This is a genomic window from Thermococcus sp. 2319x1, from assembly GCF_001484685.1.
Classification (GTDB): domain Archaea; phylum Methanobacteriota_B; class Thermococci; order Thermococcales; family Thermococcaceae; genus Thermococcus_A.
In genome coordinates, this window is the sequence record NZ_CP012200.1 from 989,346 (window position 1) to 1,015,169 (window position 25,824).

Here is a 25,824-nt window from a genome sequence, read left to right on the forward strand (position 1 = left end):
GTGGTTATTTATGGTTATCGTTCCCAAGCCTATTGACCCTCGCGAGATAAAGAAGCTTAGAAAGGAGCTTGGCATAACACAAGAAGAGCTTGCGGAAAAAGCTGGAGTTACGCAGGCTTACATAGCAAAGCTTGAAAGCGGTAAAGTTGATCCTAGATTATCAACTTTCAATCGAATTCTCCAGGCTTTGGCTGAATGTAAAAAGGCTCGATTTAGGGCTAAGGAAATAATGTCCTCTCCCATAATAGGGGTCAAACCATACGAAACTGTTGAAAACGTTGTTAGGTTGATGAGCAAACACAACATTTCCCAAGTTCCCGTAATAGCGGGCAACAAGGTGGTCGGTTCTGTTACGGAAAAAACTCTCGTTAGGAAGAGCTTTGAATATGAAGACTTGCTTTCAAAGAAGGTTATGGAGATTATGGACGAGCCTTTTCCAATAATAAATGAGGATGAAAGCATTGAAGTCGTGAAGTACCTCCTCGAGGAGCATCCAGCGGTTATAGTTCAGGACAGAGAAGGCAAGCCCGTTGGAATAATAACCCGCTCAGATCTGTTCAAAATAAAATAAGAAGTCAGCTCGAAGAAGGTACAAGGGTAAACTCGAAGAGAAGCTCGCCAGTTGTGCGTTATAAACCTCAAGCCGGAAGAGGGGAATCCCGGATTATTGGCATTGAAAATATTTAAGGCTTCCTGCAGAAAAAAGAGGGAACCGGGAGTTTTTGAGATTAACCGTACATAACTTCGTGTGAAGCTATCTGCTGAGCTAATCTTTCCTCTGAGCCAAGGACTTTCTCAACGGCCTTTATGAAGTCCTCGTGGGTTACGTACTCCCTTCTTTCCCTGATGGCAAACATTCCCGCCTCTGTTACAATGGCCTTAAGCTCTGCACCACTTGCCCCTTCCGTCATCTCCGCTATGGCCTTGAGGTCAACGCCCTTAAGGTTCATCTTTCTCGTGTGAACTTTAAGGATTTCCCACCTTCCTTTGAAGTCTGGCAGCGGAACCTCTATAAGCCTATCAAATCTTCCCGGTCTAAGTAAAGCCGGATCAAGGATGTCAGGCCTGTTTGTGGCAGCAATAACTTTAACGTTGCCCCTCGGATCAAAGCCATCCAGTTCAGCCAAAAGCTGCATTAAAGTTCTGTTGACCTCTCTTTCTCCACCGGTTGTTTCGTCCAATCTCTTTGCACCTATTGCGTCTATCTCATCAATAAAAACTATTGACGGTGCTTTTTCCCTTGCCAGTTCAAAAAGCTCGCTAACTAATCTGGCGCCTTCCCCTATGTACTTCCTCACAAGTTCACTGCCGACGACCCTTATGAAGGTTGCATTTACCTCATTAGCCAACGCCTTTGCCATTAGGGTTTTTCCACAGCCGGGAGGACCGTAGAGAAGTACCCCTTTGGGTGGCTCAATCCCAACCCTTTCAAAGAGCTCAGGGTGCTTGAGTGGAAGCTCTATGGCCTCTCTTAGCTCCATAAGTTGCTTTTTCAGTCCACCTATGTCATTGTAGGTGACCTTGGGTCTCTCAATTACCTCAAAGCCCAGCACAGATGGGTCTTTTTGAGACGGCAAAAGTTCTATAACCGCCATTGTTCTTTGATCCAAGGCGACTCTGGCACCGGGCTTTAGCTTCTCCCTTTCTATCCACGGTGCAATCCTCACAACGAACCTTGGGCCATTGTAGTTTTGAACAATAGCCCTGTCTTCATCCAAAAGTTCAATTAAAGTACCAGCGAAAGCTGGAGGCTGCCTCAGTCTGGACATCTCCATCCTTAAGCGTGAAAGCTCCCTCTCAAGTCTCTCCTTATCAGCCTCAAGCGTTCTCACTTGGAGTTCAAGCTGCCTTATTCTACGCTTGAGGTAGTAAACGTAATCATCATAACCCTCTTCGTGCTTCACGTTGACATCTTCAACATCGCTCATAATCTAAACCCTCCTGTATATAACTTATGAAGAAGAACCTTATTAACTTACCCATACACTCTCCCTGTGAGTAGGAATTCTGAAGAGCTTATAAACTTTTGGTTTATGGATGCCCTTTCAAAAAACGTGAAACCTCCTCTATAAACAAACCGCCCATTTTGACCTTGATTTTGGCCGATCACATCTTAAAACGGAAAACTTCACCCTCGAATTGTTCGAAAGGTTTAAGTAATCTTTTGTTATTATTTGTACTCGGACGTTCAGGGAGGTGGTAATGATGGTGAAGGTAAGGTTTCTGGGACATGCAGCATTTGAAATAGAGGGGGAAGGGAAAAGAATACTAATAGACCCGTTCTTAACCGGGAACCCAAATGCGGCAGCAAAACCTGAGGACTTTGACAAGGTTGACCTGATTCTTGTGACCCATGCACACGGAGATCACGTTGGTGATGCAGTAAAAATTGCTCAAAAAACTGGGGCAAAGATAGTGGCAATGTACGACATGGCCAACTATCTCGTAGAAAACAATAGGGGTATAACGACAATAGGAATGAACTACGGCCCAACTGAGGTTGAGGGGGTCAAAATAATTCAAGTCCCGGCATGGCATTCAAGCAGCGACGGAAAATACAGCATTGGAAACGCCTGCGGATACATAATAGAACTCGAAGGAAAGAAAATCTACCACGCTGGAGACACCTACGTTTTCAAGGACATGGAGCTCTTCGCTGAGCTTTATGGAATAGATCTTGCCTTGCTTCCAATAGGGGGACACTTCACGATGGGGCCCAAAGAGGCGGCAAAGGCCGTTGAGCTCCTTAAACCGAAATACGTTATACCAATGCACTATGGAACCTTCCCACCAATAGCCAAGGACCCAGAAGAATTCAAAGAGCTTGTTGGAGACAAGGCAGAGGTCATCATACTAAAACCAGGAGAGGTCTTTGAGCTTTGAAAAAACCTTTTAAACTTTCTTTTTTAGCCTCAATGTGGTGAGTGTATTGAAGACTAAGCGTGTCGCATTAATAATCATTGCGGCCTTAATACTTGCCTCTTTCATAGCCGTCCCGATTTATGCCCAGCAGGAAGAGAATAGACCTGAGTACGAACTGATAATAGTTAGAAACGATGACCTCATAGATTATATTACCGTTCAACCCTATGCGAGACTTCTTAACATTCCTGTTCTTCCCGTTAACCCCCAAAAGCTGGATGAAAAGACATGGGCTCAGCTTTATTCATACATCCAGTTAGGGTGGAAAAAAGTCTTGATAGTTGGGAACTCAAACGCGGTTAGCAAGGAGGTCGAGGATGAGCTCCTCAAGATGGGATACAGCGTTACGAGAATAGGGGGAGATGTAAGGACTGAAACAGCGGAAAAATTGGCTGTTCACTTTTACCCTCAGGGGTCAAAAGCAGTAGTGCTGGCTAGTGCTTTAGATTATGGCTCTGCCCTTGCCGCATCAAAGTTTGCAATGGAGTATGATCTACCGCTCTTACTAACTTTAGAAAACGATCTCTCAGAGCACGCAATCGCGGGGTTAAACCATTTAAGGCCAAACCTTGTTATTCTGGTTGGAACAGGATTGAATGAAACAATTGAAGTAAAATTAAAGAGTATGGGATACGAAACCTACTGGCTCGGAAAGAACGTAGAAAAACCCCCCGTGTCTCCTCCAGAAAGGCCATCTCCATATAGATATTTTCTCATAGGTGCCATGCTATCACTGGCAGTTGCCCTCCCGATAACACTGTACTGGGCAAAGAGGAAATGGTATTCCCACAAAATACCTGTGGAAGTTCTGACAGAAAAAGAAAGAATCGTTGTAAAAGCCCTAATAGAACAGGGTGGAAAAGTGAAGCAAGAAGACCTCCCAGAGCTTACCGGCTATTCGAGACCAACAGTGAGCAGAATAATCCAAGAGCTTGAAAAGAAACAGCTGGTTGAGAGGGAGAAAATCGGCAAGACTTTCATTGTCAAGCTTGTGAAGGAAATAGACCTTAAGGAATAGGTCAGAAAGCCCTACCGCTCATCACATATCAGCGTCCTGACTTTTCTTCATCCCCTATATAAAGGAAGGAAAGAACAAAATCACGCTTTTCTAAAAAGATGCCCATGGGACTTGTTTATATGCTTGATGTAATCCTTGCTCTTTCTAAAGACCATTCCACATCTTGGGCATCTAAAAAAGACCTCCCCGTCTCTGTCCTTGATTTTTATTGCCTTAAGCACCGCCACTCTCCTCCACCCCCATGCCCTAATTTAGTTATTGATTTTTAAGCTTTATCCCACTATTAAAGCCATATCCTGTTTCCTTTTACCTTCAAATAACCCATTTTCTGCAGTTCTTTTAATATATCCTCTATTGCCTCTTCGTCAAAGTATATGTTTATCTTCTCTTTTCTCCCTTCTACCGTTAGAGGCTCATGCTCCAGGAGGGTTTCGACTAATTCCATTTTTGTGTCCTTCTTTTCGGCTATTTTGAGTATTGTATTTGCCAGTACGGACTTTCCAATTCCCACGAACATCGCCTCAACTAAAGATTCCTCGGTAGCATATTCCTCCGCTATCTCCAGAGCCCTCTTTATCAGTTCTTCCTCAATCTCAAGAACTTCAACAAAGTACTTTCTCATAAAGGAAAGCTCAGTTGTAAGGGTTGCATCGAGCTTATCTTCTATTTCTTCCAGCACGTCTTCAAGCTCGTCAATGTTAAACCTGAGCTCAATTTCAAGTTCATCAAGTTTGGGCTTTTTAACAAGCCTGAGCCTCTCTTCCCCCTCGACGTATCCGTTCTCTATCAAGGCCGTTAGGAGCGTCAGCTTGGGAATGTTAACCTCATCAAAGAGATCCTTAAATTCTTTCTCTTCTCCAACATTCCATTCATCCATAAGGGCATCAAAAGTTGCTCTTATTCCTTCGAGAGTATCCTCAAGTACTTCAATACCTTCAGATTTCCTGATCAGCTCACTGAACTTGTCTTTGATTACAATGAGGTGGTGAAGCTCCCATCCAAGCTCTTCTCGGGTTTTGTTCATTATCCCCTCTTTACTGAGTTCCTTTGAAAGTCTTATCATATCTTCCTTACTAAGCACCTCAAATCTCACGTTTATCACCAAAAATAGAAAAGGGTTCCCAAGTTATAAACCTTGAGCTTAGATAACCTTTACAATTCTCTCTGCCCAAGGAGAGATTCTAACCTTTATGTAGCCTTTAAGTTTCTCATCAACTCGCCTGTCTCCAGTATAAACCCTAATCGCCCCTTTAACTTTCGAAGGAGTCGCCACAACAATAATATTTTCCTTTGGTATATGCCTCAAAACTTCCGGAGAAAACTGCTGGTTGCCCCTACCAAAAAGAAAGTTCAAGCCCCCTACAACAGTCACAATGATTTTCGGGTTTCTATGAAGGTATTCCAGCAAATCTTTTTCCTGGGCATCTTTCACGAGAAGCTTCGCTTTCCTGTTTTTTATCTCAACTATATCGACCCCCAGCAAAGTTCCATCTATTCCAAGCATGTCTTTGAGCTTTTTTATAGTTGAGCCGGCTCCCAGAAAGTAGACTCCATCCTCAAGCTCCTCCACAATGGCCTCCACTATAGCATCAAGTTCTCCCTCTTCATCAAGTGGAATAGTCTCCTTTGCCCCCTGCACAAGGGTCTCCACATAGGGAGTTAAGGCTTTTCCATAGAGCTTTGCTTTTACTTCATCGTGCCGGTAAGCGTTTTCATCGAGGTCAAGGATTTCCCTTTCTACAAGCTTTGCGTTTCCTTTTGCGAATTCCACAAGAAGCCTTGCAGCGTCCTCTGGAGAGGTAGCAAAAACCCCGGAGAACATCTTAACTCCAGTAGGGATCCCAAGAATGGGTTTTTCTTTATCTATTACCTCATACACATCTCTAGCTGTCCCGTCTCCCCCTGCAAAGAGCAGTATGCCTACTTTATCTTTCATAAGCTTTGCAAGTGTTTTAGTGTCTTCCCTTGTGGTATCCGGAATTTTAACTCCCGATATTTCCCTATATTTGATCTCTCTGTGCTTAATAACTCTATACGGGAAATTGAATTCTTTAAGTGCTTCTTCCCCCAGTCCATCAGGCCCTGTCAAAAATTCGACATCAAGGCCATAATGAGAGAGCTCATTTAAAAAAAGCTTTGTAAAATCAAGCGCCACGGGCTTTGCCCCTCGCTTTATAGCCTCCTCGACCACACCATCTGTGCCTTTTAGAGCGACCCTTCCACCCATTCCGGCTATAGGATTGACTATTAAGCCAACTCTCATTTTTCTCACCTTTATCTCATGTATTTCCTTGCAAAGACCGTCAGAAAGACGGCCCACATGAACATTCCAAAGAGAGCCTCAAGTGAGGCAAAAACCCTTCCAACCCCAATGGGATGGAGATCACCGTAGCCAAGTGTTGTTGCGGTTACTACGCTAAAATACTCGTAATCGAGAAAACTTCTCAACGGCACACCAGAGCTTGTAACGCTTTTTGTGAAGTAGAAAATTGTTGGAAATACAAGGTTGACCATAGCTATCCAGATAATAATCGGCCTCTTCCAGTCCGTTCCGTATTTACACGTCAAATCTGCAAAAAACCACTCAAAAAGTCCCTCTAAAAGATGAATGTAGTGTTTTACTTTGGTTCTAACCCTACCAGCGGGAAGGTGTGGAAGACTCACTTTGATTCCGAGCTTGGGTAAATATGTCATGTACCTCCCCATTTTCTGCTTTCTTCTGGCAAGCATCTCCAAATAGTAATATTGATCTGCCTTCTCTTTGTCGCCACTTTTTCCCATGTAATCCTTGCCAGCCGGTAGAAAAACTCCTCCATTGTTGGATTGTTGAAGCTGCATTCCTCAAGGATCACGAAGCCTCTCACACCCAGCTCCGTCAGAAGATTTGGGAGCACCGTCAAGTTCCATGTTGTGTCCCCATAAAATGAAACACCCCTAAAGACCAGATTATTGTAAATTGTGGTGTGCACAAACTCAGGAACTTTTAACCTCCCGCCCCTTATCTCCACGTGCCCCGGAACTTCAAGATTCTCAAGCTGAAGTGTTCCATCGAAGTTTCTAACGAATATCCTGACCTGTCTCTTAAACCTCGGACTGGGATCAAATTCTACATTTTTTATAAGAAAGATCTTTGCCTTTACATGCTTCCTTGACATTCCAGGCAGGTTTATTCCATGTTCCTCTAAAAGTTCCTTAAGCAGAGGGTATCTGGAATTCACCCCTATTCTTCTAACGTTTTTAAGGTCTGAAAATTCTATTCTTCCATACACTGTTTCCTTCTCTCCATATTCCCCCTCACCTATGCTTGTCCCTTCTACGTGGTGGACTGAGTTCATCATCAAATATCGAACCGTGCTGTTCCTCACATAAATTGAGTTTTCAAATTTGATGTCAAGGATATTGAATCCAAAAAAGACCGAGTCTTTTACCCATAGCGTGGCTATAGACGATGCCAAGAGTATAACCTTGTCAATTTCGCAGTTAAAAATAGACAGCCCTTTTAATTCAGAATTTTCAACAATAAGGGTCTTTATCTTTGAGTTCTTGAAAATAAGGGGTTTATCACTTGTCAAGTTAGAAATTTTAGCCTCATACAGCTGGACACCTTCAAAATATCTAACTCCCCTCTCCAGCTTTCTCTTAAAGGCCTTTTCTTTAATTTCCCTTATTTTTCCCCCATAAAGTAGTTCACCTTCCTCGAGGGGGATATGGAGTGAGCAGTACTTTGAACCAGCTAAAGACTTTGTTCCGCATTTTTTCCCATTTTCAAAGACATATTCACACATGCTCCCACCAAATTACTCCTTAGCTATCACGATATCATCAAGACTTTTTAATCTTGCCCTTCTCACCGATTCCTCGATTTTTATGGGGATTTCTCTGAGGGGTCTAAGGACTATTGCCTCAATCTGCGAAAAGCCTAGCTTTTTCCTGGCATAGGCTCTGTGATGGCCGTCCAAGATATAATAGTTTCCCTTGTGCTCTAGAACTATAACGGGAGCATCGTAACCGTGGGCTATCTCTTGAAGCACTACTAACAGCTTCTTCTCACTCAGCTCCCACTGGGTCGGTATAAGGGCATCAAGGGGAAGATACTTGTGCTCCAGTTGGAATGGCACACCATAAAGGGCTTCATTTTCTTTCTTTATCCTCTCAGCTCTTTTAAATGCCTCCTCTCTGGTTATGAGTCTAATCACCTTTAACTCCCCTAACAACTATAAACGCCCCAAAGTTCTTTAGCTTATCGCTGAACTTTTGGTCAAACTTCTCAGCAAGTCCCAAAAATGGAAAAAATGAAGGAAAGTATATAATTCCCTTGCTCTCCACGTCTCTGAAACCTGCCTCTTCCATTAGCCTTTCAAGCTCTTTGGGCGTATAAAATCTCGCATACCGGTATGCAGTTTCCACAAAAAGACTTTTTAAGCGCTTGAAGAGGAACCATAAACTTTTACCGTTCATCGTGCCAATCACCACTTCCCCTCCAAGCTTCAAAACTCGGTAGATTTCTCTGAGAACCGTTTCAGGTTCATGTATAAATTCAAACATCGTAACGCTCAAAACTAAGTCAAATGTGTTCTCCTCAAAGGGTAACGAACGTGCATCTGCCCTGATGAACTTAACATCTGGAAGCTTTTTTCTTGCTATCTTTAGCATTTCTTCACTCAAATCAACTCCAACAACTTCAAACCCTCTTTTATAGAGTTCTAAGGTATAGTTACCAGTTCCGCATCCAAGGTCGAGGGCTTTTCCGCTTTTGGTTTTTATCATAGAGAATACTAACCTTTTTTCCGTTTTATCAACATAGCACCCGACTCTTGTCTTATACCACTCATCGTAGCGAGGGGCGATTTTATCGAAGTATTCCACGTTATACACCCAGTTTGCTCTCTATTGTAAGCTCCTTATCTTTTCTGTCATCAATCCTTAAACTTATCACAACTCTCTGGGCTCCAGTTTTAAATATTGCTTCGTGGCACTTTTTAATGAGAGCGAGTATTTCATCAATGTCCCCTTCAACAACAGTCCCCATTGGGCACGTCATGTACTTCAACCCGCTATCTTTGATTACTTCAAATACTGGCTCTAAATACTCCCCCACACTCGGTGTTTGCGTTCCAAGGGGGAAAATACAAATTTCAGCCACCGCCATTTTGCATCACCTGAACTCTTCCCTTTTTCTTTCTCTATTCCATATATAATCCAAGAGAGGCCTTATCCTCTCCCAGACTTCCTCAATTCCTCCGTGTCCATTTATCTGCACATAAACCCCCTGGCCCTTGTAAAATTTAATGATGGGCTCCATGTTGTTGATGTAAATGTCGTATCTCCTGGAAACTATCTCCGGCTTGTCATCCTCTCTCTGAACAACCTCACCTCCACAAATATCGCATTTTCCGGGGACTTTTGGTGGATTGTATTTTATATGGTACACAGCCCCACAGTTTTTGCATATCCTTCTTCCGGAGATTCTCGTTATGCTTTCTTCCTTTGAGATGAAAATGTCTATTGCCAGGTTTATCCTAATGCCGTGGTCGTAGAGGAAGTTCTCAAGGGCTAATACTTGCTCAGCCGTTCTTGGGTAGCCGTCAATGATGAAGTTTTCCCTCTTTCTCCTCAATCTTGAGAGCACGAGGGTGTTTATAACGGTATCAGGCAAAAGCTCGCCCCTTTCTATGTATTTCTTCATCTCCAAGCCAAGAGAATTTCCTTTGTTTATCTCTGCCCGGATTATATCCCCGGAGGCTATGTACTCGAGGCCGTATTTCTCAACGATTTTCCTCGAATGTGTCGATTTTCCAGAACCCGGAGGCCCAAAAATCAGAATGTTCATTCGATCACCAATAGGGATATATATCTTCAGTGCATTAAAGTATTATGGTGATGCCTCATGCCCAGACTCTCAACCGGATTTGTTAGGGCGAGTGGTTATGCAAACAAAGTTAGAAAAGTTCTCTTCGCCTTAACACGTGGCAAGCTCAACCCCGAGGAAGTTGTAAGAGCGTCAGCCCAGCTAAACCAATACCTCTTTGATAAGCTCCAAGAAATGGGCGTGAAAAAAGAAGACGTCGTAAGAATTTCGATAGGGTTTGACATCAAAAATGAAGAGATAGAGTGGAACTATGACACGCTGAGAATCGAGGTCTACAAGAAAGAGGAAGAGGAAAAGCTTGCGGAGGCTATGAGAGAGGTTGAAGAAAGCGAGAAAGCCCTAGAAATTGCGATAGACGAGTTGAGCAAACTTTCAGAGAAACTAAGAGAACTCAGCAATGAAATTGCCCAAACTATAGAGAGGCTCAAAAGGGAGCATACATCCCTAAAGCTCGAGTTCGAAAAGTAGTTACTATTCGTATCCTTCACTCTGGTAGCTTTTTCCTTCCATTTTTATCACATAATCGGCTGCATTCTGAAGTGCAACACTAAACCCGGGCTCGGCTCCTATAACTACAGTCTCCTTACCTTTCCTTTTTGCTTCGCTTATTATGGGGAGAAAATCCGCATCCCTCGTAGCCAAGGCTATCACCTCTATATCACTGTTGTATATTAGCTCCATCGCCTCAATGGCAATCCTCACGTCTGTATCCCCGGCAACTATTATGGGCTCAAATCCTTGATTAACAACTGCCTCAATAAGCCCCTGAGGAGCGTACTGGTTTAATACAACCTTAGCTACTCTGATTTTCCCTATCTTTTCAAGTGCCTCCTTGATGTTTTCGAGCTTAATCCCAAATTCCTTCCTCAGTATATTAGGGCCGTCTATTATCAACCCTATGCTTTTTTGGGGAGTTTCAACTTTTTCTTGCTTTTCTTTTTCCTTAGGCTCCCTTTCTTCTCTTTTCAGTATTCTGAACAGTGCTGTTCTCATCCACCTCACCCCTTTCAAGGATAATTACGTAATCCGCAGCATGTTTTAAAGCGGCACTAAACCCGGGTTCAATTCCAATTATGGCGGTTTCTTTTCCTTTTTCTTTTGCCTTCAAAATTATCGGGAGAAACTCCGCATTTCTCGTGGCCAAAGCAATAATATCAATGTTTGGATTGTATATCTCTCTCATAGCCTCGACGGCAAGTTTTACTCCAGTTTCTCCAGCAACGATTATCGGTTCAAAACCTTGATTTGCAATCGCTTCAATAAGCCCCTGAGGAGCGTATTGGTTCAGAACGACTTTTGCTACCCTTATATTGCCGAGTTCTTCCAATGCTGTAACAATATCCTCAAGGTGCACATTGAATTCCTTTCTAAGGATATTTGGCCCATCTATAAGGAGAGCAATCCTTTTTCCTCGCTGGATTTTCTTCCTCATCATTGCAATACTCTTAACCCCTTCCTTTGTCATAGAGACTATTCTCTCCCAATTACTGGGCATCGTTACCACCGCAATCATTATGAAAAGTCTACATAAAAAAGTATGGCCTTAAAGTATAAAAAACTTAAGGAAACGGTCAGACGAAAGTATTATAATCGATGAAAGTCTAGTAAAAAACATGAGCAGAGTCCCTTTCTACCTTAGGGAAAGACTTGACGAGATAAGGCAGAGGGTATTGTACGAAACCTATGAAGCCCAAAAGCTTCCAAAATGGGAACAGGTAGTCCTTACCTGGATTGCACTCTTTTCCTTCTGGGTGGTGATAAGTGGAAATACAGAGATTGAGAATTTATTCATCGGAGGGATAGCAACCCTGATGATTTCTCTATTCATGTACGAAATGCTCACCGAAGATATAAGGCAGAGCGGCCACATTGTAGAGAAGATTCTTTATATAGGTCTCTTTGTTATTCCCCAGTACCTTTTCATAATGGCATTTCGGCTAATCGAAAGCAACTTCAAAGTAGCAAAACATGCTATATTAATGGACGTAAACCCGGGAATAATAAAGATCAAGACCGACCTGCATTCAGATACTGGAATAACGATTTTGGCAAACTCCATAACCCTCACTCCCGGGACTTTAACCCTCGATGTCGACAAAAAACTCGGAGAAACCTATCTCTACGTACATTGGATAAACGTTGAAACGCTCAACAGAGAGAAAGCCGGTGAAAAGATTAAGGGGGACATCGAAGCATGGTTGAAGAAAATCTTCTGGTAAGCCCTTTTGGATGGGGCGCAGTAGTGCTCATAATAACCTCTATAATCCTCTCCTATCGAGTACTCTTCGGGCCTACCTTAGCGGACAGAATAGTCGGTATAAACACCGTAACAACAAAAACAGTTATTATACTGGCTATTTTCGGATTCATGGCAAAGGAGTACTTCTTCTTAGACCTTGCAATAGTTCTTCTCATGGTTAACGCTGTTGGAGGACTAATATTAGCAAAGTACATGGAGGGGGCAAAGTGATAGAATACCTCCTTCTTCTCCTTGGAGAGTCCATAATGATATTCGGAACCCTCGGGATACTCCGCTTTCCCGATGTGTATACTCGCCTTCATGCGGCAACAAAGTGCGACACCGGTGGAGCGATGAGCATCCTCATAGCCTTGGCTATTGCCTCGGAAGCTCCGCTATTGATTAAGCTGAAATTTCTCGTGCTGGCGTTTTTAATAGCCCTAATAAACCCCATGGTCTCACATGCAATAGCGAGAGGAGCCTATAAGTATGGAATAAAACCGAAAGTTGTGGTGGATATGTATGCCTGGGATAATCCTTGACATACTTCTCTTAACCATGATCCTCCTATCCATCGCCGTGGTAGAGGAAGAGAACCTCGTTAGCGCGGTTGTTAAATACGCCTTTCTCAGCCTAGCCTTTGTTCTTGTGTTGGCCCTTTTAAAGGCCCCAGACGTTGCCCTTTCTGCCATTGTTGTAGGAGCAGTGGTCATAGGCGTGTTTCTCTTTACGATTCGGGAGGTGGGAAAGTGAAGCGATTAGCTGCCATTCTTTTACTCTTAGCTCTTGCCTATGTTTTCACCGGCTTGGATTACTCCAAAAGCGAAGGTGGAAGCTATGAGTATTACATCACTAACTGGAAAGAAGTTGGAATTCCCAATCTCGTAACGGCAATCCTGGCTGATTGGAGAGCATACGACAGCTTAGGAGAAGCAACGCTTCTTTTTACCGCTGTGGCCGGCTTTTACATTCTCTTAGGAGGGAAGAAAAAATGAAAATGAGCCTGATAGTAAGGACAACAACAAAGCTCATAAGCCCGTTTCTGGTAGCTTATTCCGCTTATCTAATGGTCTACGGCCATCTAAGCCCGGGAGGAGGGTTCCAGGCGGGAGTCATCTTGGCGGTAAGTATTGTTCTCTTAATAACCTCCCACGGTTACAGCAGGGTTAGAAAAACCTTTAAGTTCTGGGAGGTTCAGCTCATCGAAGGAGTCTCGGGGGAATTTTTAGCCCTCTTGGCAACGGCAGGTGTGTTCTTCAGGGGATTTTTCTACAACTTTTTGCGAGGGGGGAGGTTTGGTTCTCTTCTAAGCGGTGGAACAATTCCTCTCTTCAACATAGGCGTTGCATTGAAGGTTGGGGCAGCGTTTACGTTCATGTTTTACATCCTGCTGAGGTGGGTGGAGCGTGATTAATCCCGAACTTGCTGGGATTATAATAATCCTCATAGGGCTCTATGGTCTGATGACGAAAGAGAACCTGATCAAGATAGTCCTCTCCATAAACGTGGTCTCCATAGGGCTCGTCCTCTTCTTTATTGGGACTGGCTATGTAGAGGGAGCAGATGTTCCAATAATGCCTAGAGAGAAAGTTGTCGATCCTTTACCCGCTACCCTTATGCTGACCACCCTCGTTGTTGATGTTGCCATAACTTCCCTTGCATTGGCATTAATCCTAAAGATGGGGAGGGAAGAAGAATGATTCCCCTTATCGTTGCGTTTCCACTTATTATGGCATTTTTAACCTCCATTCTTCCAGCCCTAAGGAGAGAAAAGTTCTCCAAGTATCTGTTCATGACCGGCATGCTGTCCCCGTGGCTTATTCTACCCCAAATAATCAACAATATCCCTTCCAACGAGGTTGTTGGGAACTGGAGCAGAACCTCTGGCATTGAAGTTGCCATAGATGCCTATAACATCCCCTTTATAGTGGCAGAGCTCATTCTCTCGGCCTTTGTTGCTCTCTATGTGTGGAGCTATTATCCAAGAAAGATTGAAAACAAAGCCTATGTCCTCATCCTTCTTCTTCATGCGGGGCTTTTGGGGGCTTTTATAAGCAGGGACCTCTTCAATTATTACATCTACATGGAGATAGCATCTGTGGCGAGCTTTGCCCTTGTGGGAATTTCAAAGGAGAAAGGAGCAAGAAGGGCGGCTTTCAAATACGCGGTCTTTTCCCTTCTGGCTTCATACATTTTCATCTTGGGGATAGGGATTATCTACCTGAAAACAGGCTACCTGAACCTGGCCCTTATAAAAGAAAACCTGAGAATGTCGAGAGAGATTAACGCAGCTTTGGCACTATCTTTTACATCTCTGCTCTTGAAGAGCGGCATTTTTCCCTTGCACTTCTGGCTTCCAGATGCTCATTCTAAGGCAGATGCTCCAGTAAGTGCCCTGCTTTCCGGCCTTGTAGTCAAAGCCCCAGCATACGGAATGATTCTCCTCACACTGACGTTCCCGGTCAATACCGCTATGCAAAGAACATTGCTTGCTCTGGCGTTTCTTTCGATGTTTTTTGGCATAGCAATGGCAATTTTACAGAAAAACTCCGAGAGGCTTTTGGCATACCACACTGTTTCGCAGATGGGATACGTCTTATTGGGGATTGCCCTCCTAAACCCCTTGGCCGCAGCTTACTATGCCTTAGCACACGCCCTCTTTAAGGGAGGCCTTTTCTTAAGTGTAGGAAGCTTAGCGGAGCACTATGAAACTCGGGATTTGGAAAAACTGTCGTATAGGAATAATAAGATTTTAATGCTTGCAATCGTTTTGTTGAGCCTTGCTATCGGAGGTATCAGTCCATTTATCGGGGCATTTGGGAAGGCTATGCTAATTGAGAACCTCAAGGGATTTCTGAAATATGCTTTTTATGCGGGAGGAACCGGCACTCTGGTTTCGTTTACAAAGCTCAACTATTATCTTTCGAAAAGAGGAGAAAAAATTGAAATTCCCAAGAGAAAAGAAGTGATTTCATTGTCTCTTGGAATCCTAACACTCCTCGGAGGTATCTACCTCTACCCGCATCTCAGCGTCCTCAAAGACTCAATTAGCCTCGTCATTGCCATCTTTCTCTTTTTCCTGCTCAGGAAGCTGGGAGTCTTTGAGGTATCCCTTAGGGCTTTTACGCCGGAGCAATTCAAAACCCTGGGCAAAGAGATAAACGCCTATATGCTCCTCTTCACTGCTGTGTTGCTATTGTTCTTATTCAATTTCCTTTAGCGAAACTTCCATAACCTCTTCAATATTCTGCAACTCCGCGATAAGCTCTTCCCTGCTTATGTCCATCTGACTTACGTCGACAACAGCTACTATTGCCCCAAGGCCAATTTGCTCCATTTCCTCGGCCTCACTAAACAGGATATTGACTCTATGCTTCCCAAGAGTGCCGGTGATTTTAGCCAGAACTCCCGGTTTGTCCTTAACAATTAGTTCGATCTCTACAAGTTCTTTTCCGGGAAGGGCGATCCTTTCGAGGTGAATTTCGTTTAGATCGGTGTCAATTTCCACCAAGAAGTAAGCTCCTCTAACAAGCCCTACTTCGTATGCCCATTCCAGCGGTATTTCTATCTTTCCGTTCTCCTTAATCCTTAGAATTTCATAGTGCCTCATATGGATAACTAATGTTTCGCAACATAAAAACCTTCTTCCCTTTTAGAAAATTTTTTAATAAAGGAAATACCAGAAAGGGTGGAGGTGCACCCGTGGAAATTGGCGTGATCGGCTATGTGTTCGTTATAATCGCAATTGCAAGGCTTTTTGCGGAGATATTTGAGCGCTTGGGTTATCCAGGGTTTCTCGGGGAAATCTCAGCAGGTTTGGTACTTGGGACTTTTCTCGTCTCAATGCCAAGGGAGGAGCTAAACCTTCTCGCAGAACTTGGGGTATTTTTCCTAATGATGTACGCCGGATTGGAGCTTACCCCAGAAGAAGTCCATCTCGGAGGTAAAAAGAGCCTCCCCCTCTATATCTTAACCTATGCCTTGATGACCTTCGTAACACTACCTTTTACAAATTACAAAATCTCACACGAAAACCTCATAGTAGGTTCAATACTCTCCGTTGCCTCTGCTCCCATAGTTCTCAGATTATCGAGATTTTTTGGAGAAGATTTTCTGCACATAGCCCTCTCATATGCGGTGATAAGTGAAATCGGAGCCCTTGTTAGCCTATATCTCTTAGTTAACTTTGAGGTTTATCACTTAACGTATTTCGGCCTGTTTGTTGAACTACTAAAGGATGGACTGTTCCTGGGAGTCCTCCTTGGAATAAACTATTTCCTAAACGTCAAGCACAAGGTTTTGATTATCCGAGCACTTAGGAATTTAAAAAGTGACGAGGCGGTTTTTGGTCTGGTGATGATTCTCGCAACCTCCATAGCCCTTACCAGCGAAATGATCGGCCTTCACTTCAGCATTGGTGCCTTTATCGTTGGACTCTTGCTTCACAGTGACTTAATGGGAACCAAGCAGTATAAGAGGGTATACACAATAATATCCGGTGTGACCTATGGGATTTTTGCCCCAATCTTCTTTGCTTGGCGAGGGATAAACTTTGAAACTGAATTTTCAGTGGAAGTGGTTTACTTCTTCATCCTAATTTATATCATCAGGATTCTTTTAACCATGGGCTTCACCCGGAGCAGGGATATTAGAAAAACGATAGTAAGGGCAAGCGGGATAGCGAGCTTTGGAGTTCTTGGACTGCTTGTGGGCGAGTTAGGATACGAGTATGGAGTGTTAAGTCAGCACCTCTATGCACTGGCATCTTTGGCCAGTATCTTGGGAATGTTTGTCTCCACGACACTTGGAAAAGTTCTCTCGGTTGAAAATTCCTAGCTTTTTCTAGCCTATTTTTGGTTTTAGGTCTTTTCAAGACGTTTTAAGGGGATATGGAGCCATTTATACTGTTTTACAATTGTTCCGAGCAAAGGCGAAAGGTTTATAAGCAAACCTACATGTAACATCAAATTGATAGCAAAATTCTTAGTTAAATGGGCTTAAAATTATGATTAACCATAAAATATATGAAAAAAGAGGAGGTAAACTGCTATGAGCTGGACAACTCCGAAAAAAGCCATTTTACTCGCCGCAAGTGCTGAGGGGGGAACAAAACTAAACGCATTTGATAACGCTTTACTCAAAATAGGGATTGGAAACGTCAACTTGGTAAAGCTCAGCAGTGTCATTCCAGCCCACATAGAGTGGATTGACGAACTTCCCAAGAACATTCCAATAGGGATGCTCCTTCCAACAGTTTACGCTCACATAGAGAGCGATGAACCCGGATCAACAATTAGCGCCGCCCTCGGCGTCGGGATTAGCGAGGACAATACCGGTGGGCTAATCTACGAATACAGTGGCTACTGCACCAAAGAAGAAGCCGAAAGAATGGTAAAGAAAATGGTAGAAGAGGGCTTTAGAGTTAGGGGCTGGAAGCTTAAGGAATTCAAAGTTGCCGTTGCCGAAATAACGGTTAAGGATAAACCTGCCGCCGCCATTGCGGCCGTTGTTATGCTGCCCTATTGATCTTTTAATTTTCCAAAAAGTGGGGGGTGTTGTGGATGGAGGGAGGTGAAGGCGATGGCTCAAGTAATCGAAACCCCAATAGGGATGCACGTTATTTTGGACCTCTACGAATGCGATCCCGAGATACTGGACGATATGGAGAGAATAGAAGAGATACTTACCAGAGCTGCTGAAGTAGCGAATGCGACTATTATTGATAAACGCTTCCACAAGTTTTCTCCTCAAGGCGTTTCTGGTGTTGTTGTCGTTTCTGAGAGCCATATAACAATTCACACATGGCCGGAACATGGCTACGCAGCAGTTGACGTTTACACATGTGGAGACCATACGATGCCCCTTAAAGCGGGCGAGTATATTATCAAAGAACTAAAATGCAAAAAACCAACTGTTGTAAAGCTCGATAGGGGGCTTCTCTTTAAGGAGTGATCTCTATTTCTTTTCTTACCTTCTAAAACAAGATTTTTGTTGAATATTAAGGCAAACTGGAGGCAAAAGTTTAAAAGACGTCTGGTAAGCTTTCAACCGAGGTGAGCATAATGGAATTCATCGAGTGGTATCCAAGGGGATATGGCGTGGGATTTAAAGTTGTTTCAAAAATAACCGAAGTAGAGAGCGAATATCAGAAGATAGAGCTTTATGAGACTGAGGGCTTTGGAAAGCTTCTTGTTATTGATGGTACCGTCCAGCTCGTTGAGCATGGCGAGAGAAGTTATCACGAGCCGTTGGTTCACCCCGTCATGCTCGCTCATCCAAACCCAAGGAAAGTTCTCGTCATAGGAGGGGGAGATGGGGGAACTTTAAGGGAAGTGCTTGAGCACAAGACCGTTGAAAAGGCGGTTATGGTGGAGATAGACGAGAAAGTTGTTGAGATTTCAATGAAATACCTGAAAATTGACGGGGGACTTCTGGAGAGGGCTCTCAAAGGAGAAGAGCCTAGGGCGGAGCTCATAATAGGGGATGGCGTTGAATACATGAAGGGGCACAAAGACCGCTTTGACGTAATAATTGTGGACTCAACGGATCCCGTCGGCCCGGCAAAGCTGCTGTTCAGCGAAGAGTTCTATAGAGATGCATACGAGGCCTTAGGAGAAAAAGGCCTGTACATTACACAAGCCGGGAGCGTTTATCTCTTTACAGATGAACTTCTTGATGCCTATAAAAACATGAAGAAGGTCTTTGATAGGGTTTACTACTTCAGCTTTCCCGTAATAGGCTATGCCTCTCCATGGAGCTTCCTTGTTGGAGTTAAGGGCGACGTAGACTTCACAAAGGTTGATCTAGATAGGGCGAAGAACCTTAGCTTGCAGTATTACGACCCAGAAAGGCACGAAACTCTGTTCCAGATGCCGAAATACGTTAGGGATCTGCTGGAAGGAAAGCTTAAGCTTTAGAGCATCTCATTCGCTTCCTTTTCAAAGCTTTTTATAAATTCTTTCATTTTGCTCAAAAGGGTATTTAATGCCTCCTTTGGGGCTTTTGCTTTGTAGAGATAGCCAAGCCATCCCCTGTTTATCAGCTCCTTCTCAACCAGTCCCAGCTCAAGGAGGTGCTTAAGCCTCTCCCTAACAATTCTCTCAGACAAATCAAGCTTTTTTGATATCTGCCTTGGTGTTAGTTGCTCTTTTAGAAGGAGAGAATATATTTTAATTTCTGAGCTTGTAAGCTCAAATTTTTCAAGTGTATTTGTGAGGGCCTCCAACAGTTCCTCCATTTTTAATCACTATGAAAATTTTTCTTCATACCTATTCATAATTTAGTGAAAATATTTATAAACCTTTCCGAAAGAGGTTCAACGGTGGTGATATGTTAAGGGCCGTGATAAAAAACACCAGAATAATCGATGGTAAATCGTTCATAGGAATGGGACTACTTGGCCTGGTAATGAACCTCACTTATAACCCCAATTTCAAAGGTGCCTTCATGGTTCTGATTTCACTGATATTATATGTTGCATACGCTTTTGCTGTAAACAATTGCTTTGACGTGGACACTGATTCAATAAATCCTCTAAAGAGAAATAAAAATCCAATAGCCAACGGGGAGCTCGGCTTTAGGATGGGAATTCTATCATCAGTTGCAATTGCAGTTTTGGGTATATTATTTGCAGCCTTCCTTAGCTATGGAGAGCTTCTAATTTACGTTTCAATGATAATGCTGGCTACTCTTTACTCAGCACCCCCAAGACTTAAGGCACAGCCCATACTGGACGTTCTATCACATGGAATATTTTTTGGAGCAATGCCCTTCCTCTATGGTGCATACTTCGATGGAGTTTTAACGAAATACGAGGTTGCAATAGGAGCGGCTCTCCTGTTCTATTCATTTTCGATGGAACTCAGGAATCATCTTGAAGACTATGAAAGTGACTTAAAAGCAAATTTAAAGACTACCCCAATTGTTATTGGTAAAAGCTTATCAGAAAAGCTCGTGGTAGTGTTTTCAGCTCTTTCAATAGCTCTTCTCTTAGCTGTTCTGGATGTTCCTTTTGGGGTCCTCGGGGTTATGTTTTTGGGGGTTAGGGTGAATTACAGAACTCTTGATGCAGTTGTCGTTTTCCTGTTAATTCTGCATGCTTTAAGAACGTTATTGGGTGCGTGAGATGAGAAAGGCAACTTTAAGAAAGCTCTTTAGCGCAGTGGCTTTTTTAATCTCTCTGGCTTACCTCTACAAGAACGTTGATTTTAACGAGCTTGCCATGGCAATAGGCGAGGCAAACTATGCCTATCTTCTTCTCTCCTTCCTTCTGTCCATTCTCACCATTTTACTCGGTGCATTGAGGTGGTATCTGCTCCTGAGAAAAGTTCAAAAGGCCAGTTTTGGAAAAACCCTCCAGGCATTTGTAAGTGGTTACTACCTAATGGCGATTCTTCCTCCAACGCTGGGGCATATGGCAAAGGTCAAGCTTGTTGGAGGGGATTACTTTGCAGCCCTTTCTTCCCTTGCCCTTGGAATGGCCGCAGAGGTAATTGTCCTCCTCTCCTTCAGTTTAATATTCCTTGGCTTCACAAAGCTGGGTCTTTTGGGAATAGCGATAATACTTGTCGCTTTTGTTTATGATAACGCCTTTCATAGGATTGCGCTCACCTTCTTTAAGCTCTGGGAAGATTTAGGGGCAAAGAGAATTTCAAAGACGCTCAAAGAATGGTGGCATAGAGGCTACTCGGGCTGGACAAAGGCAAAAGAAAGCAAGACCGGTTTTGCCACAGCATTTTTGATTTCACTCGCAGTAATAGCCCTTCAGGTTTTTGGTTTAGTCTTTGTGGGAAAAGCTTTCTCGCTGGAAATCTCAGTCAAAGGGGCATTTTACGCCTTTCTTATGAGCGTTCTCTTTGCTTCTCTTAGTGGAATACCCTCGGGAATCGGAGCCAATGAGTTTGGCATTCTTATAGGAATCGGCCCATCAACAAAAGGGGCTTTGACGGCATTTCTCTACAAATTTATTTTCCAGTACGAGTACTCAATACTCGGCGCATTTGTGTTCTATAAACTTCTCGGTGGTGGATATGAAGGTAGCGCTGGTCAGTGACTGGTATTATCCAAAAATAGGGGGAGTTGCAAGCCATATGCACAACTTAGCCATAAAGCTCAGAGAAAGAGGACACGAGGTGGCGATAGTCACAAATAACAGAACCACCGGAAAGGAAAAGGAGCTTGAGAAATATGGAATAGAACTTATAAAAATTCCCGGTATTGTAAGCCCTATTCTGGATGTAAACCTGACATATGGAATAAAATCCTCAGATGAGCTCAATGAATTTCTAAAGGACTTTGATGTGATTCATTCCCATCATGCCTTTACACCCCTCGCTTTAAAAGCCGTTAAGGCTGGAAGGACAATGGGAAAAGCCACTCTGCTTACAACCCACAGCATCTCCTTTGCCCACGAATCAAGGCTCTGGGAGGCGTTAGGATTTACAATCTCCCTCTTCACAAGCTATCTAAAGCACCCTCACCGGATAATAGCAGTAAGCAAGGCTGCAAAGGCATTTATAGAGCACTTTACAGATGTTCCAATTTCAGTTGTGCCAAATGGGGTTGATGATAAGCGTTTCTTCCCTGCAAAGAGTAAAGACAAGATAAAGGCCAAGTTTGGACTTGAGGGTAACGTGGTGCTTTATGTAAGCAGAATGAGCTACCGAAAAGGACCTCACGTGCTTTTGAATGCATTCTCCAAAATAGAAGATGGTACTCTTGTAATGGTCGGTAACGGAGAGATGCTTCCTTTCCTAAAAGCCCAAGCTAAATTCCTTGGAATAGAAGACAGGGTTGTCTTTATGGGATACGTGCCGGATGATATTCTCCCAGAAGTTTTTAGAATGGCAGATATCTTCGTGTTGCCATCAGTATCTTCGGAAGCATTTGGTATAGTTATCCTCGAAGCTATGGCCTCAGGAATTCCCGTTATAGCCACAAACGTTGGTGGAATACCCGAAGTGGTTAAGGAGAATGAAGCCGGCCTCTTAGTGCCTCCCGGAAACGAACTTGAGCTGAGAAAAACAATTCAAAAGCTTTTGAAGGATGAAGAACTAAGAAGGTGGTACGGGAACAATGGGAGAAAAGCCGTTGAGGAAAAGTATTCATGGGACAAGGTTGTGGTGGAAATAGAAAAGATTTATGAGGAAATCCTCTCAAATCTTTAAGGGGAAAGCACATGAAAATGGAAGAGCTGACGTGGGAAGAATTTGAAAAGGCAAAAGCCAAGGTATCTGCTGTTCTTCTTCCCGTGGGCAGTGTTGAAGCTCATGGAAAGCACCTACCTCTGGGCACTGATGTTTTTGCCCCCCTTGAAATTGCAGGGAGAGTTGAAAAAAAGCTGAAGGATAAAGGAATAGAAATCCTAATAGCGCCTCCGATCTGGTATGGGCACAGCTTTGTACTGAACGTTTATCCGGGAACTATAAACGTGAGAGCAGATAGTCTGAGGAGATACGTTAGGGATGTGATGAGTGAATTTGCAGAGGAGGGCTTTAAAAAGGTAATCATCTTAAATGGGCACGGTGGAAACGTTTATCCGCTCATAGAGGCGGGTGAAGAAGTTGCAGAGAGTTACAACGTCGAGATAATCCTCATAAACTGGTGGATGGACTTCAGAAAAGAAATACTTGAAATATGTTCTTCCCAGGGGCACGCAGGAGAAGATGAAACTTCGGTAATGCTTGCAATAGCGCCGGAACTCGTCAAGATGGAGAAAGCGAAAGGCGAAAAGAGAAGTGCTCCGGTTAGAGTAATAAGAAGAGATATAGGACTTGAGCTTTTCCCAGACGGAATCAATGATAATCCGCAAGGAGCAACAAGAGAAAAGGGAGAAAAGATTTTGGAAGTGGTTAGTGAGAGAATAGCAAAAATGCTGGAAGGAGTGTTATGAAGGAGGTTTTAAAAGAGATTGATACAAGGATAAAAAGACTTGAAGCGGAAATAGAGCTAGCCGAGAGCAGGCTGGAATTTCTCGATAAGATAGGGGCGAGCTCCAGATATAAGCTCCTCGAAAAAAAGCAGAGAATCAGCGAGATGTATGTGCTCTTTCTCATGCTCTGGGGGTTTATAGGGCTAATGCTCCTTCTATATCTCAAATATAGATATGCAGAGATGCTGCCATTTTCGCTAACTCCCTATATCCTCTTGATGGTGTTTTTTATCCTCTTACCCGCCGGATACTATGCAATCTCTTCCAGAAAGCCCGAAGAAGAAACCCCAATTGACTATCTCAATAAAAGAGAAAGGATGGCACGCCTGCTTATAAATCGCTTTTACAAGCCTCTAAGAGAGGCCCTTGAAAAAAATGATAACGTCAAGCTAAAAGAGCTGGCGGACATTATAAGCACGGGAGAACTCGCCAGAGCTGCTGAAGAACTCAACGAGGGCAATCCAAAAGCCATGGCATATGCCCTTTACATCTACCTTGCCAGAGATACCGTAAGCCCCGAAGAAATCCAAGAAGCATTGGCACTCGTAAAGAACAAACCTCTAAAAATTCTGCTCTCAACACTTCTCAAGGAAAGCTCGAGCGAGCAATGAAAGGTTTTTAAACTCAAGGGAAAAAGAAAAGAATGACCGATGATGGCAACAGGGTAGCTACCGAATTTGATGTGGAAGCCGTTCCAGTCTGAGGTTATTCACACGGCACTAACAGGACGGGAAGTTTTGAGTCCCTAACCACCCTTTCTGCCGTGCTTCCGAGCAAAAGGTCTTTTAGAACGCTCCTACCCTTCTTGCCCATAACTATGATCGAAGAATCCTTGGCCAGGGCGGTGCCTAATATAGAATGCGAGGCTATTCCCGTGAGCACCTCAGTTTTTACCGGAACGCTAAACGTCTTCGCAAATTCTGCCAGCTTTGCCTTTGCGTTTTCAATGTTCTTTTCAAGATCTTCCGGCTTTCCATAGTCCACTACGTGAATAATAACAGCTTCTTCGATTAGCTCCTCAAACCTCTTTGCCGCATTTACAACTTTTTCAGAACATTCAGAAAAGTCCAAAGCAATCAAGGGCCTCTTGAAAATCTCTTTACAATTTGAGAGACATTTAATTTTCTCCTCTTCCCCGTCCCATTCGTATTTTACAACCAAGACAGGTTTTTTAGTCGCCCTAACAAGGTTCGAGGCAGTGCTGCCCAGGAGCATCTGCCTGAGGATGTTCTCACCTTTAGACGGCACAACAATCAAATCCACATTGTTCTCCTGAGCTATTTCAGCTATTTCCAATGAGGGTATTCCAATTTTCACGATTGGTTCAACGTCAATTCCCTTTGCCTTTATTTCCCCGGCAAGCTTATTTAGCTCCTCCTCGTCTATTTTCATAAGCTCTATTGCCTCTATATCCGTAGCTGTGATATCAACTATGTGAACTAGGTAGAGCTTCTTAGCACCGACTTCAAACAGCTGGGGAATGCACTCCCTAAGGGCGTGCATAGAGACCTCAGAGAAGTCCGTTGGAAAGAGCACCTTTTCAAACATGCGACCACCAGATATATATCGTCGTGAGGGTATTTAGCTCTTTAGGAAGGAAAACATTATATTTGAAGGGGCATATTTCATGGATGGTGATACTATGAAGAGGGTGCACATTTTTGACTGGCACAGGGAGCATGCAAAGAAGATTGAGGAGTTTGCAGGCTGGGAGATGCCCATCTGGTACTCGAGCATAAAGGAGGAACACCTTGCCGTCAGGAATGGAGTAGGGGTTTTTGATGTTTCCCACATGGGAGAAATCTTCTTTAGGGGGAAGGATGCGCTCAAGTTCCTTCAATACGTGACCACAAATGACATTTCCAAACCTCCTGCAATAAGCGGAACCTACAGTTTAGTCCTCAACGAGAGGGGAGCCGTGAAGGATGAAACCTTGGTTTTCAACATGGGAAACGACACTTACATGATGGTCTGTGACAGCGATGCCTTTGAGAAGCTCTACGCCTGGTTCACCTCAATTAAAGGGGCAATTGAGCAGTATACAAAGCTCGACCTTGAGATAGAGAACAAAACCTATGACATGGCCATGTTCTCGGTTCAAGGACCAAAAGCAAGGGATCTCGCCATGGATCTCTTTGGAATTGACATCAACCAGCTCTGGTGGTTCCAGGCTAAGGAAGTCGAGCTTGATGGCATAAAGATGCTCCTCTCAAGGAGCGGTTATACGGGAGAGAACGGCTTTGAGGTCTACTTTGAGGATAAGAACCCCTATCACCCGGACGAGAGCAGGCGCGGAAAGCCGGAGAAGGCCCTCTACGTGTGGGAGAAAATACTTGAGGCCGGGCAAAAGTACGGCATAAAGCCGGCCGGACTTGGTGCTAGGGACACGCTCAGACTTGAGGCCGGCTACACCCTCTACGGCAACGAGACCAAGGAGAAGCAGCTCCTAAGCACGGACATAGATGAGGTGACACCTCTGCAGGCCAACCTTGAGTTTGCAATCTTCTGGGACAAGGAGTTCATAGGCAAAGATGCTCTCCTCAAGCAGAAGGAGAGGGGCCTCCCAAGCAAGATGGTGCACTTCAAGATGGTTGATAAGGGTGTTCCAAGGGCAGGGTACAAGGTATATGCAGAGGGCAAGGAGATTGGAGAAGTTACGAGCGGAACAAGCTCACCGCTCCTTGGAGTGGGCATCGGTATAGCCTTCGTCAAGCCCGAGTACGCAAGGCCCGGAATGGAGATAGAGATCGATATAAGGGGGCAAAAGAAGAAGGCGTTAACCGTTGCCCCACCTTTCTACGACCCCAAGAAATACGGAGCATTTAGGGAGGAATGATTTTAAACCC

Annotated in this window: 35 protein-coding genes and 1 pseudogene; 22 read left to right on the forward strand and 14 right to left on the reverse strand. The window is 43.8% G+C overall.

The window, feature by feature from the left end; translation table 11 throughout:
- The first annotated feature begins 10 nt into the window (after positions 1-10).
- On the forward strand, positions 11-571 hold the full coding sequence (locus ADU37_RS05565; RefSeq protein WP_058946671.1) for a CBS domain-containing protein: 561 nt from the start codon (positions 11-13) through the stop codon (positions 569-571).
- Positions 572-728: 157 nt separating this feature from the next.
- On the opposite strand, the gene ADU37_RS05570 is transcribed toward ADU37_RS05565, so the two are convergent.
- Positions 729-1,928, reverse strand: coding sequence for a proteasome-activating nucleotidase (locus ADU37_RS05570; RefSeq protein WP_058946672.1), 1,200 nt, complete (start codon positions 1,926-1,928; stop codon positions 729-731).
- Between the two features lie 277 nt (positions 1,929-2,205).
- Here ADU37_RS05570 and ADU37_RS05575 point away from each other — a divergent pair, with 277 nt between their 5' ends.
- Positions 2,206-2,883 (forward strand): metal-dependent hydrolase, encoded by a 678-nt coding sequence (locus tag ADU37_RS05575; protein WP_058946673.1) that lies wholly within the window; start codon positions 2,206-2,208, stop codon positions 2,881-2,883.
- A 34-nt stretch (positions 2,884-2,917) separates the two neighbouring features.
- Positions 2,918-3,940, forward strand: coding sequence for a cell wall-binding repeat-containing protein (locus tag ADU37_RS05580; protein ID WP_082663026.1), 1,023 nt, complete (start codon positions 2,918-2,920; stop codon positions 3,938-3,940).
- Positions 3,941-4,020: 80 nt separating this feature from the next.
- On the opposite strand, the gene ADU37_RS05585 is transcribed toward ADU37_RS05580, so the two are convergent.
- The 8 genes and pseudogenes from ADU37_RS05585 to ADU37_RS05620 form a co-directional block, all read right to left on the reverse strand.
- Positions 4,021-4,167: a C2H2-type zinc finger protein gene (locus ADU37_RS05585; RefSeq protein ID WP_058946675.1), complete on the reverse strand. Its 147-nt coding sequence runs from the start codon at positions 4,165-4,167 to the stop codon at positions 4,021-4,023.
- Positions 4,168-4,223: 56 nt separating this feature from the next.
- Entirely contained in the window at positions 4,224-5,033 is an 810-nt protein-coding gene (locus tag ADU37_RS05590; RefSeq protein WP_058946676.1) for a hypothetical protein, read from the reverse strand.
- A 48-nt stretch (positions 5,034-5,081) separates the two neighbouring features.
- The gene (locus ADU37_RS05595; RefSeq protein ID WP_058946677.1) at positions 5,082-6,203 is read right to left on the reverse strand and encodes an ATP-NAD kinase family protein; all 1,122 of its coding nucleotides are present in this window, start codon (positions 6,201-6,203) and stop codon (positions 5,082-5,084) included.
- 11 nt (positions 6,204-6,214) lie between these two features.
- A pseudogene (locus ADU37_RS05600) lies at positions 6,215-7,725 on the reverse strand (potassium channel family protein).
- Between the two features lie 12 nt (positions 7,726-7,737).
- A complete protein-coding gene (locus ADU37_RS05605) occupies positions 7,738-8,136 on the reverse strand; it encodes a ParB/RepB/Spo0J family partition protein (protein WP_058946678.1) in 399 nt (132 codons plus the stop codon).
- Positions 8,129-8,806, reverse strand: coding sequence for a class I SAM-dependent methyltransferase (locus tag ADU37_RS05610; RefSeq protein WP_058946679.1), 678 nt, complete (start codon positions 8,804-8,806; stop codon positions 8,129-8,131). Before ADU37_RS05610 ends, ADU37_RS05605 begins: the two co-directional genes overlap by 8 nt.
- Position 8,807: 1 nt before the next feature.
- Entirely contained in the window at positions 8,808-9,089 is a 282-nt protein-coding gene (locus tag ADU37_RS05615; protein ID WP_058946680.1) for an MTH1187 family thiamine-binding protein, read from the reverse strand.
- Positions 9,090-9,095: 6 nt separating this feature from the next.
- Positions 9,096-9,770, reverse strand: coding sequence for an adenylate kinase (locus ADU37_RS05620; RefSeq protein WP_058946681.1), 675 nt, complete (start codon positions 9,768-9,770; stop codon positions 9,096-9,098).
- Positions 9,771-9,827: 57 nt separating this feature from the next.
- On the opposite strand from ADU37_RS05620, the gene ADU37_RS05625 reads away from it, so the two are divergent.
- Positions 9,828-10,277 carry a single- stranded DNA-binding family protein gene (locus ADU37_RS05625; RefSeq protein WP_058946682.1) on the forward strand — a complete coding sequence of 150 codons (450 nt, stop codon included), beginning with the start codon at positions 9,828-9,830 and terminating at the stop codon, positions 10,275-10,277.
- Positions 10,278-10,280: 3 nt separating this feature from the next.
- Here ADU37_RS05625 and ADU37_RS05630 read toward each other — a convergent pair whose 3' ends face one another.
- Both ADU37_RS05630 and ADU37_RS05635 read right to left on the reverse strand, forming a co-directional pair.
- Complete coding sequence (locus ADU37_RS05630; RefSeq protein WP_058946683.1) at positions 10,281-10,802, reverse strand: TIGR00288 family NYN domain-containing protein; 522 nt, start codon at positions 10,800-10,802, stop codon at positions 10,281-10,283.
- Positions 10,753-11,304 carry a TIGR00288 family NYN domain-containing protein gene (locus tag ADU37_RS05635; protein ID WP_058946684.1) on the reverse strand — a complete coding sequence of 184 codons (552 nt, stop codon included), beginning with the start codon at positions 11,302-11,304 and terminating at the stop codon, positions 10,753-10,755. Before ADU37_RS05635 ends, ADU37_RS05630 begins: the two co-directional genes overlap by 50 nt.
- A gap of 118 nt (positions 11,305-11,422) precedes the next feature.
- Between ADU37_RS05635 and ADU37_RS05640 the strand changes: the two genes are divergently transcribed.
- Genes ADU37_RS05640 through ADU37_RS05675 form a run of 8 tightly spaced genes read left to right on the forward strand, consistent with a single transcriptional unit; the run spans position 11,423 to position 15,268 of the window.
- Positions 11,423-12,028: a Na+/H+ antiporter subunit E gene (locus ADU37_RS05640; RefSeq protein WP_058946685.1), complete on the forward strand. Its 606-nt coding sequence runs from the start codon at positions 11,423-11,425 to the stop codon at positions 12,026-12,028.
- The gene (locus ADU37_RS05645) at positions 12,004-12,279 is read left to right on the forward strand and encodes a monovalent cation/H+ antiporter complex subunit F (RefSeq protein ID WP_058946686.1); all 276 of its coding nucleotides are present in this window, start codon (positions 12,004-12,006) and stop codon (positions 12,277-12,279) included. Before ADU37_RS05640 ends, ADU37_RS05645 begins: the two co-directional genes overlap by 25 nt.
- Entirely contained in the window at positions 12,276-12,590 is a 315-nt protein-coding gene (gene mnhG, locus ADU37_RS05650) for a monovalent cation/H(+) antiporter subunit G (RefSeq protein ID WP_058946687.1), read from the forward strand. The genes ADU37_RS05645 and mnhG overlap by 4 nt, the downstream gene beginning before the upstream one ends.
- On the forward strand, positions 12,571-12,801 hold the full coding sequence (locus tag ADU37_RS05655; RefSeq protein WP_058946688.1) for a hydrogenase subunit MbhD domain-containing protein: 231 nt from the start codon (positions 12,571-12,573) through the stop codon (positions 12,799-12,801). The genes mnhG and ADU37_RS05655 overlap by 20 nt, the downstream gene beginning before the upstream one ends.
- Entirely contained in the window at positions 12,798-13,043 is a 246-nt protein-coding gene (locus tag ADU37_RS05660) for a hypothetical protein (RefSeq protein WP_058946689.1), read from the forward strand. The genes ADU37_RS05655 and ADU37_RS05660 overlap by 4 nt, the downstream gene beginning before the upstream one ends.
- On the forward strand, positions 13,040-13,462 hold the full coding sequence (locus ADU37_RS05665; protein ID WP_058946690.1) for a Na(+)/H(+) antiporter subunit B: 423 nt from the start codon (positions 13,040-13,042) through the stop codon (positions 13,460-13,462). The genes ADU37_RS05660 and ADU37_RS05665 overlap by 4 nt, the downstream gene beginning before the upstream one ends.
- The gene (locus ADU37_RS05670) at positions 13,455-13,748 is read left to right on the forward strand and encodes a cation:proton antiporter subunit C (RefSeq protein ID WP_058946691.1); all 294 of its coding nucleotides are present in this window, start codon (positions 13,455-13,457) and stop codon (positions 13,746-13,748) included. Before ADU37_RS05665 ends, ADU37_RS05670 begins: the two co-directional genes overlap by 8 nt.
- Positions 13,745-15,268: a proton-conducting transporter membrane subunit gene (locus ADU37_RS05675; RefSeq protein WP_058946692.1), complete on the forward strand. Its 1,524-nt coding sequence runs from the start codon at positions 13,745-13,747 to the stop codon at positions 15,266-15,268. Before ADU37_RS05670 ends, ADU37_RS05675 begins: the two co-directional genes overlap by 4 nt.
- Here the strand turns inward: ADU37_RS05675 and ADU37_RS05680 are convergent.
- Complete coding sequence (locus tag ADU37_RS05680; protein WP_058946693.1) at positions 15,251-15,658, reverse strand: ACT domain-containing protein; 408 nt, start codon at positions 15,656-15,658, stop codon at positions 15,251-15,253. The genes ADU37_RS05675 and ADU37_RS05680 overlap by 18 nt on opposite strands.
- 92 nt (positions 15,659-15,750) lie before the next feature.
- On the opposite strand from ADU37_RS05680, the gene ADU37_RS05685 reads away from it, so the two are divergent.
- The 4 genes from ADU37_RS05685 (at position 15,751) to speE (ending at position 18,965) form a co-directional block, all read left to right on the forward strand.
- Positions 15,751-16,884 carry a cation:proton antiporter gene (locus tag ADU37_RS05685; protein WP_082663072.1) on the forward strand — a complete coding sequence of 378 codons (1,134 nt, stop codon included), beginning with the start codon at positions 15,751-15,753 and terminating at the stop codon, positions 16,882-16,884.
- Positions 16,885-17,097: 213 nt separating this feature from the next.
- The gene (locus tag ADU37_RS05690) at positions 17,098-17,574 is read left to right on the forward strand and encodes a pyruvoyl-dependent arginine decarboxylase (protein ID WP_058946694.1); all 477 of its coding nucleotides are present in this window, start codon (positions 17,098-17,100) and stop codon (positions 17,572-17,574) included.
- 54 nt (positions 17,575-17,628) lie between these two features.
- Complete coding sequence (speD, locus tag ADU37_RS05695; RefSeq protein ID WP_058946695.1) at positions 17,629-18,000, forward strand: adenosylmethionine decarboxylase; 372 nt, start codon at positions 17,629-17,631, stop codon at positions 17,998-18,000.
- Positions 18,001-18,110: 110 nt separating this feature from the next.
- A complete protein-coding gene (gene speE, locus ADU37_RS05700) occupies positions 18,111-18,965 on the forward strand; it encodes a polyamine aminopropyltransferase (RefSeq protein WP_058946696.1) in 855 nt (284 codons plus the stop codon).
- On the opposite strand, the gene ADU37_RS05705 is transcribed toward speE, so the two are convergent.
- Positions 18,962-19,285, reverse strand: coding sequence for a helix-turn-helix domain-containing protein (locus ADU37_RS05705; protein ID WP_058946697.1), 324 nt, complete (start codon positions 19,283-19,285; stop codon positions 18,962-18,964). The two genes, speE and ADU37_RS05705, sit on opposite strands and share 4 nt — an antisense overlap.
- A 92-nt stretch (positions 19,286-19,377) precedes the next feature.
- On the opposite strand from ADU37_RS05705, the gene ADU37_RS05710 reads away from it, so the two are divergent.
- The 5 genes from ADU37_RS05710 to ADU37_RS05730 are packed head-to-tail and all read left to right on the forward strand — an operon-like array spanning position 19,378 to position 23,589.
- A complete protein-coding gene (locus ADU37_RS05710; protein ID WP_058946698.1) occupies positions 19,378-20,172 on the forward strand; it encodes a UbiA prenyltransferase family protein in 795 nt (264 codons plus the stop codon).
- A gap of 1 nt (position 20,173) precedes the next feature.
- On the forward strand, positions 20,174-21,100 hold the full coding sequence (locus ADU37_RS05715) for a lysylphosphatidylglycerol synthase domain-containing protein (protein WP_058946699.1): 927 nt from the start codon (positions 20,174-20,176) through the stop codon (positions 21,098-21,100).
- A complete protein-coding gene (locus ADU37_RS05720) occupies positions 21,078-22,214 on the forward strand; it encodes a glycosyltransferase family 4 protein (RefSeq protein WP_058946700.1) in 1,137 nt (378 codons plus the stop codon). The genes ADU37_RS05715 and ADU37_RS05720 overlap by 23 nt, the downstream gene beginning before the upstream one ends.
- Before the next feature lie 11 nt (positions 22,215-22,225).
- Entirely contained in the window at positions 22,226-22,939 is a 714-nt protein-coding gene (locus ADU37_RS05725) for a creatininase family protein (RefSeq protein WP_058946701.1), read from the forward strand.
- Positions 22,936-23,589, forward strand: a complete 654-nt coding sequence (locus ADU37_RS05730) for a hypothetical protein (protein WP_058946702.1) — start codon at positions 22,936-22,938, stop codon at positions 23,587-23,589. The genes ADU37_RS05725 and ADU37_RS05730 overlap by 4 nt, the downstream gene beginning before the upstream one ends.
- A 94-nt stretch (positions 23,590-23,683) precedes the next feature.
- Here ADU37_RS05730 and ADU37_RS05735 read toward each other — a convergent pair whose 3' ends face one another.
- Complete coding sequence (locus ADU37_RS05735; RefSeq protein WP_058946703.1) at positions 23,684-24,526, reverse strand: universal stress protein; 843 nt, start codon at positions 24,524-24,526, stop codon at positions 23,684-23,686.
- Positions 24,527-24,620: 94 nt separating this feature from the next.
- On the opposite strand from ADU37_RS05735, the gene gcvT reads away from it, so the two are divergent.
- Complete coding sequence (gcvT, locus tag ADU37_RS05740; protein WP_058946704.1) at positions 24,621-25,814, forward strand: glycine cleavage system aminomethyltransferase GcvT; 1,194 nt, start codon at positions 24,621-24,623, stop codon at positions 25,812-25,814.
- Positions 25,815-25,824 lie beyond the last annotated feature (10 nt).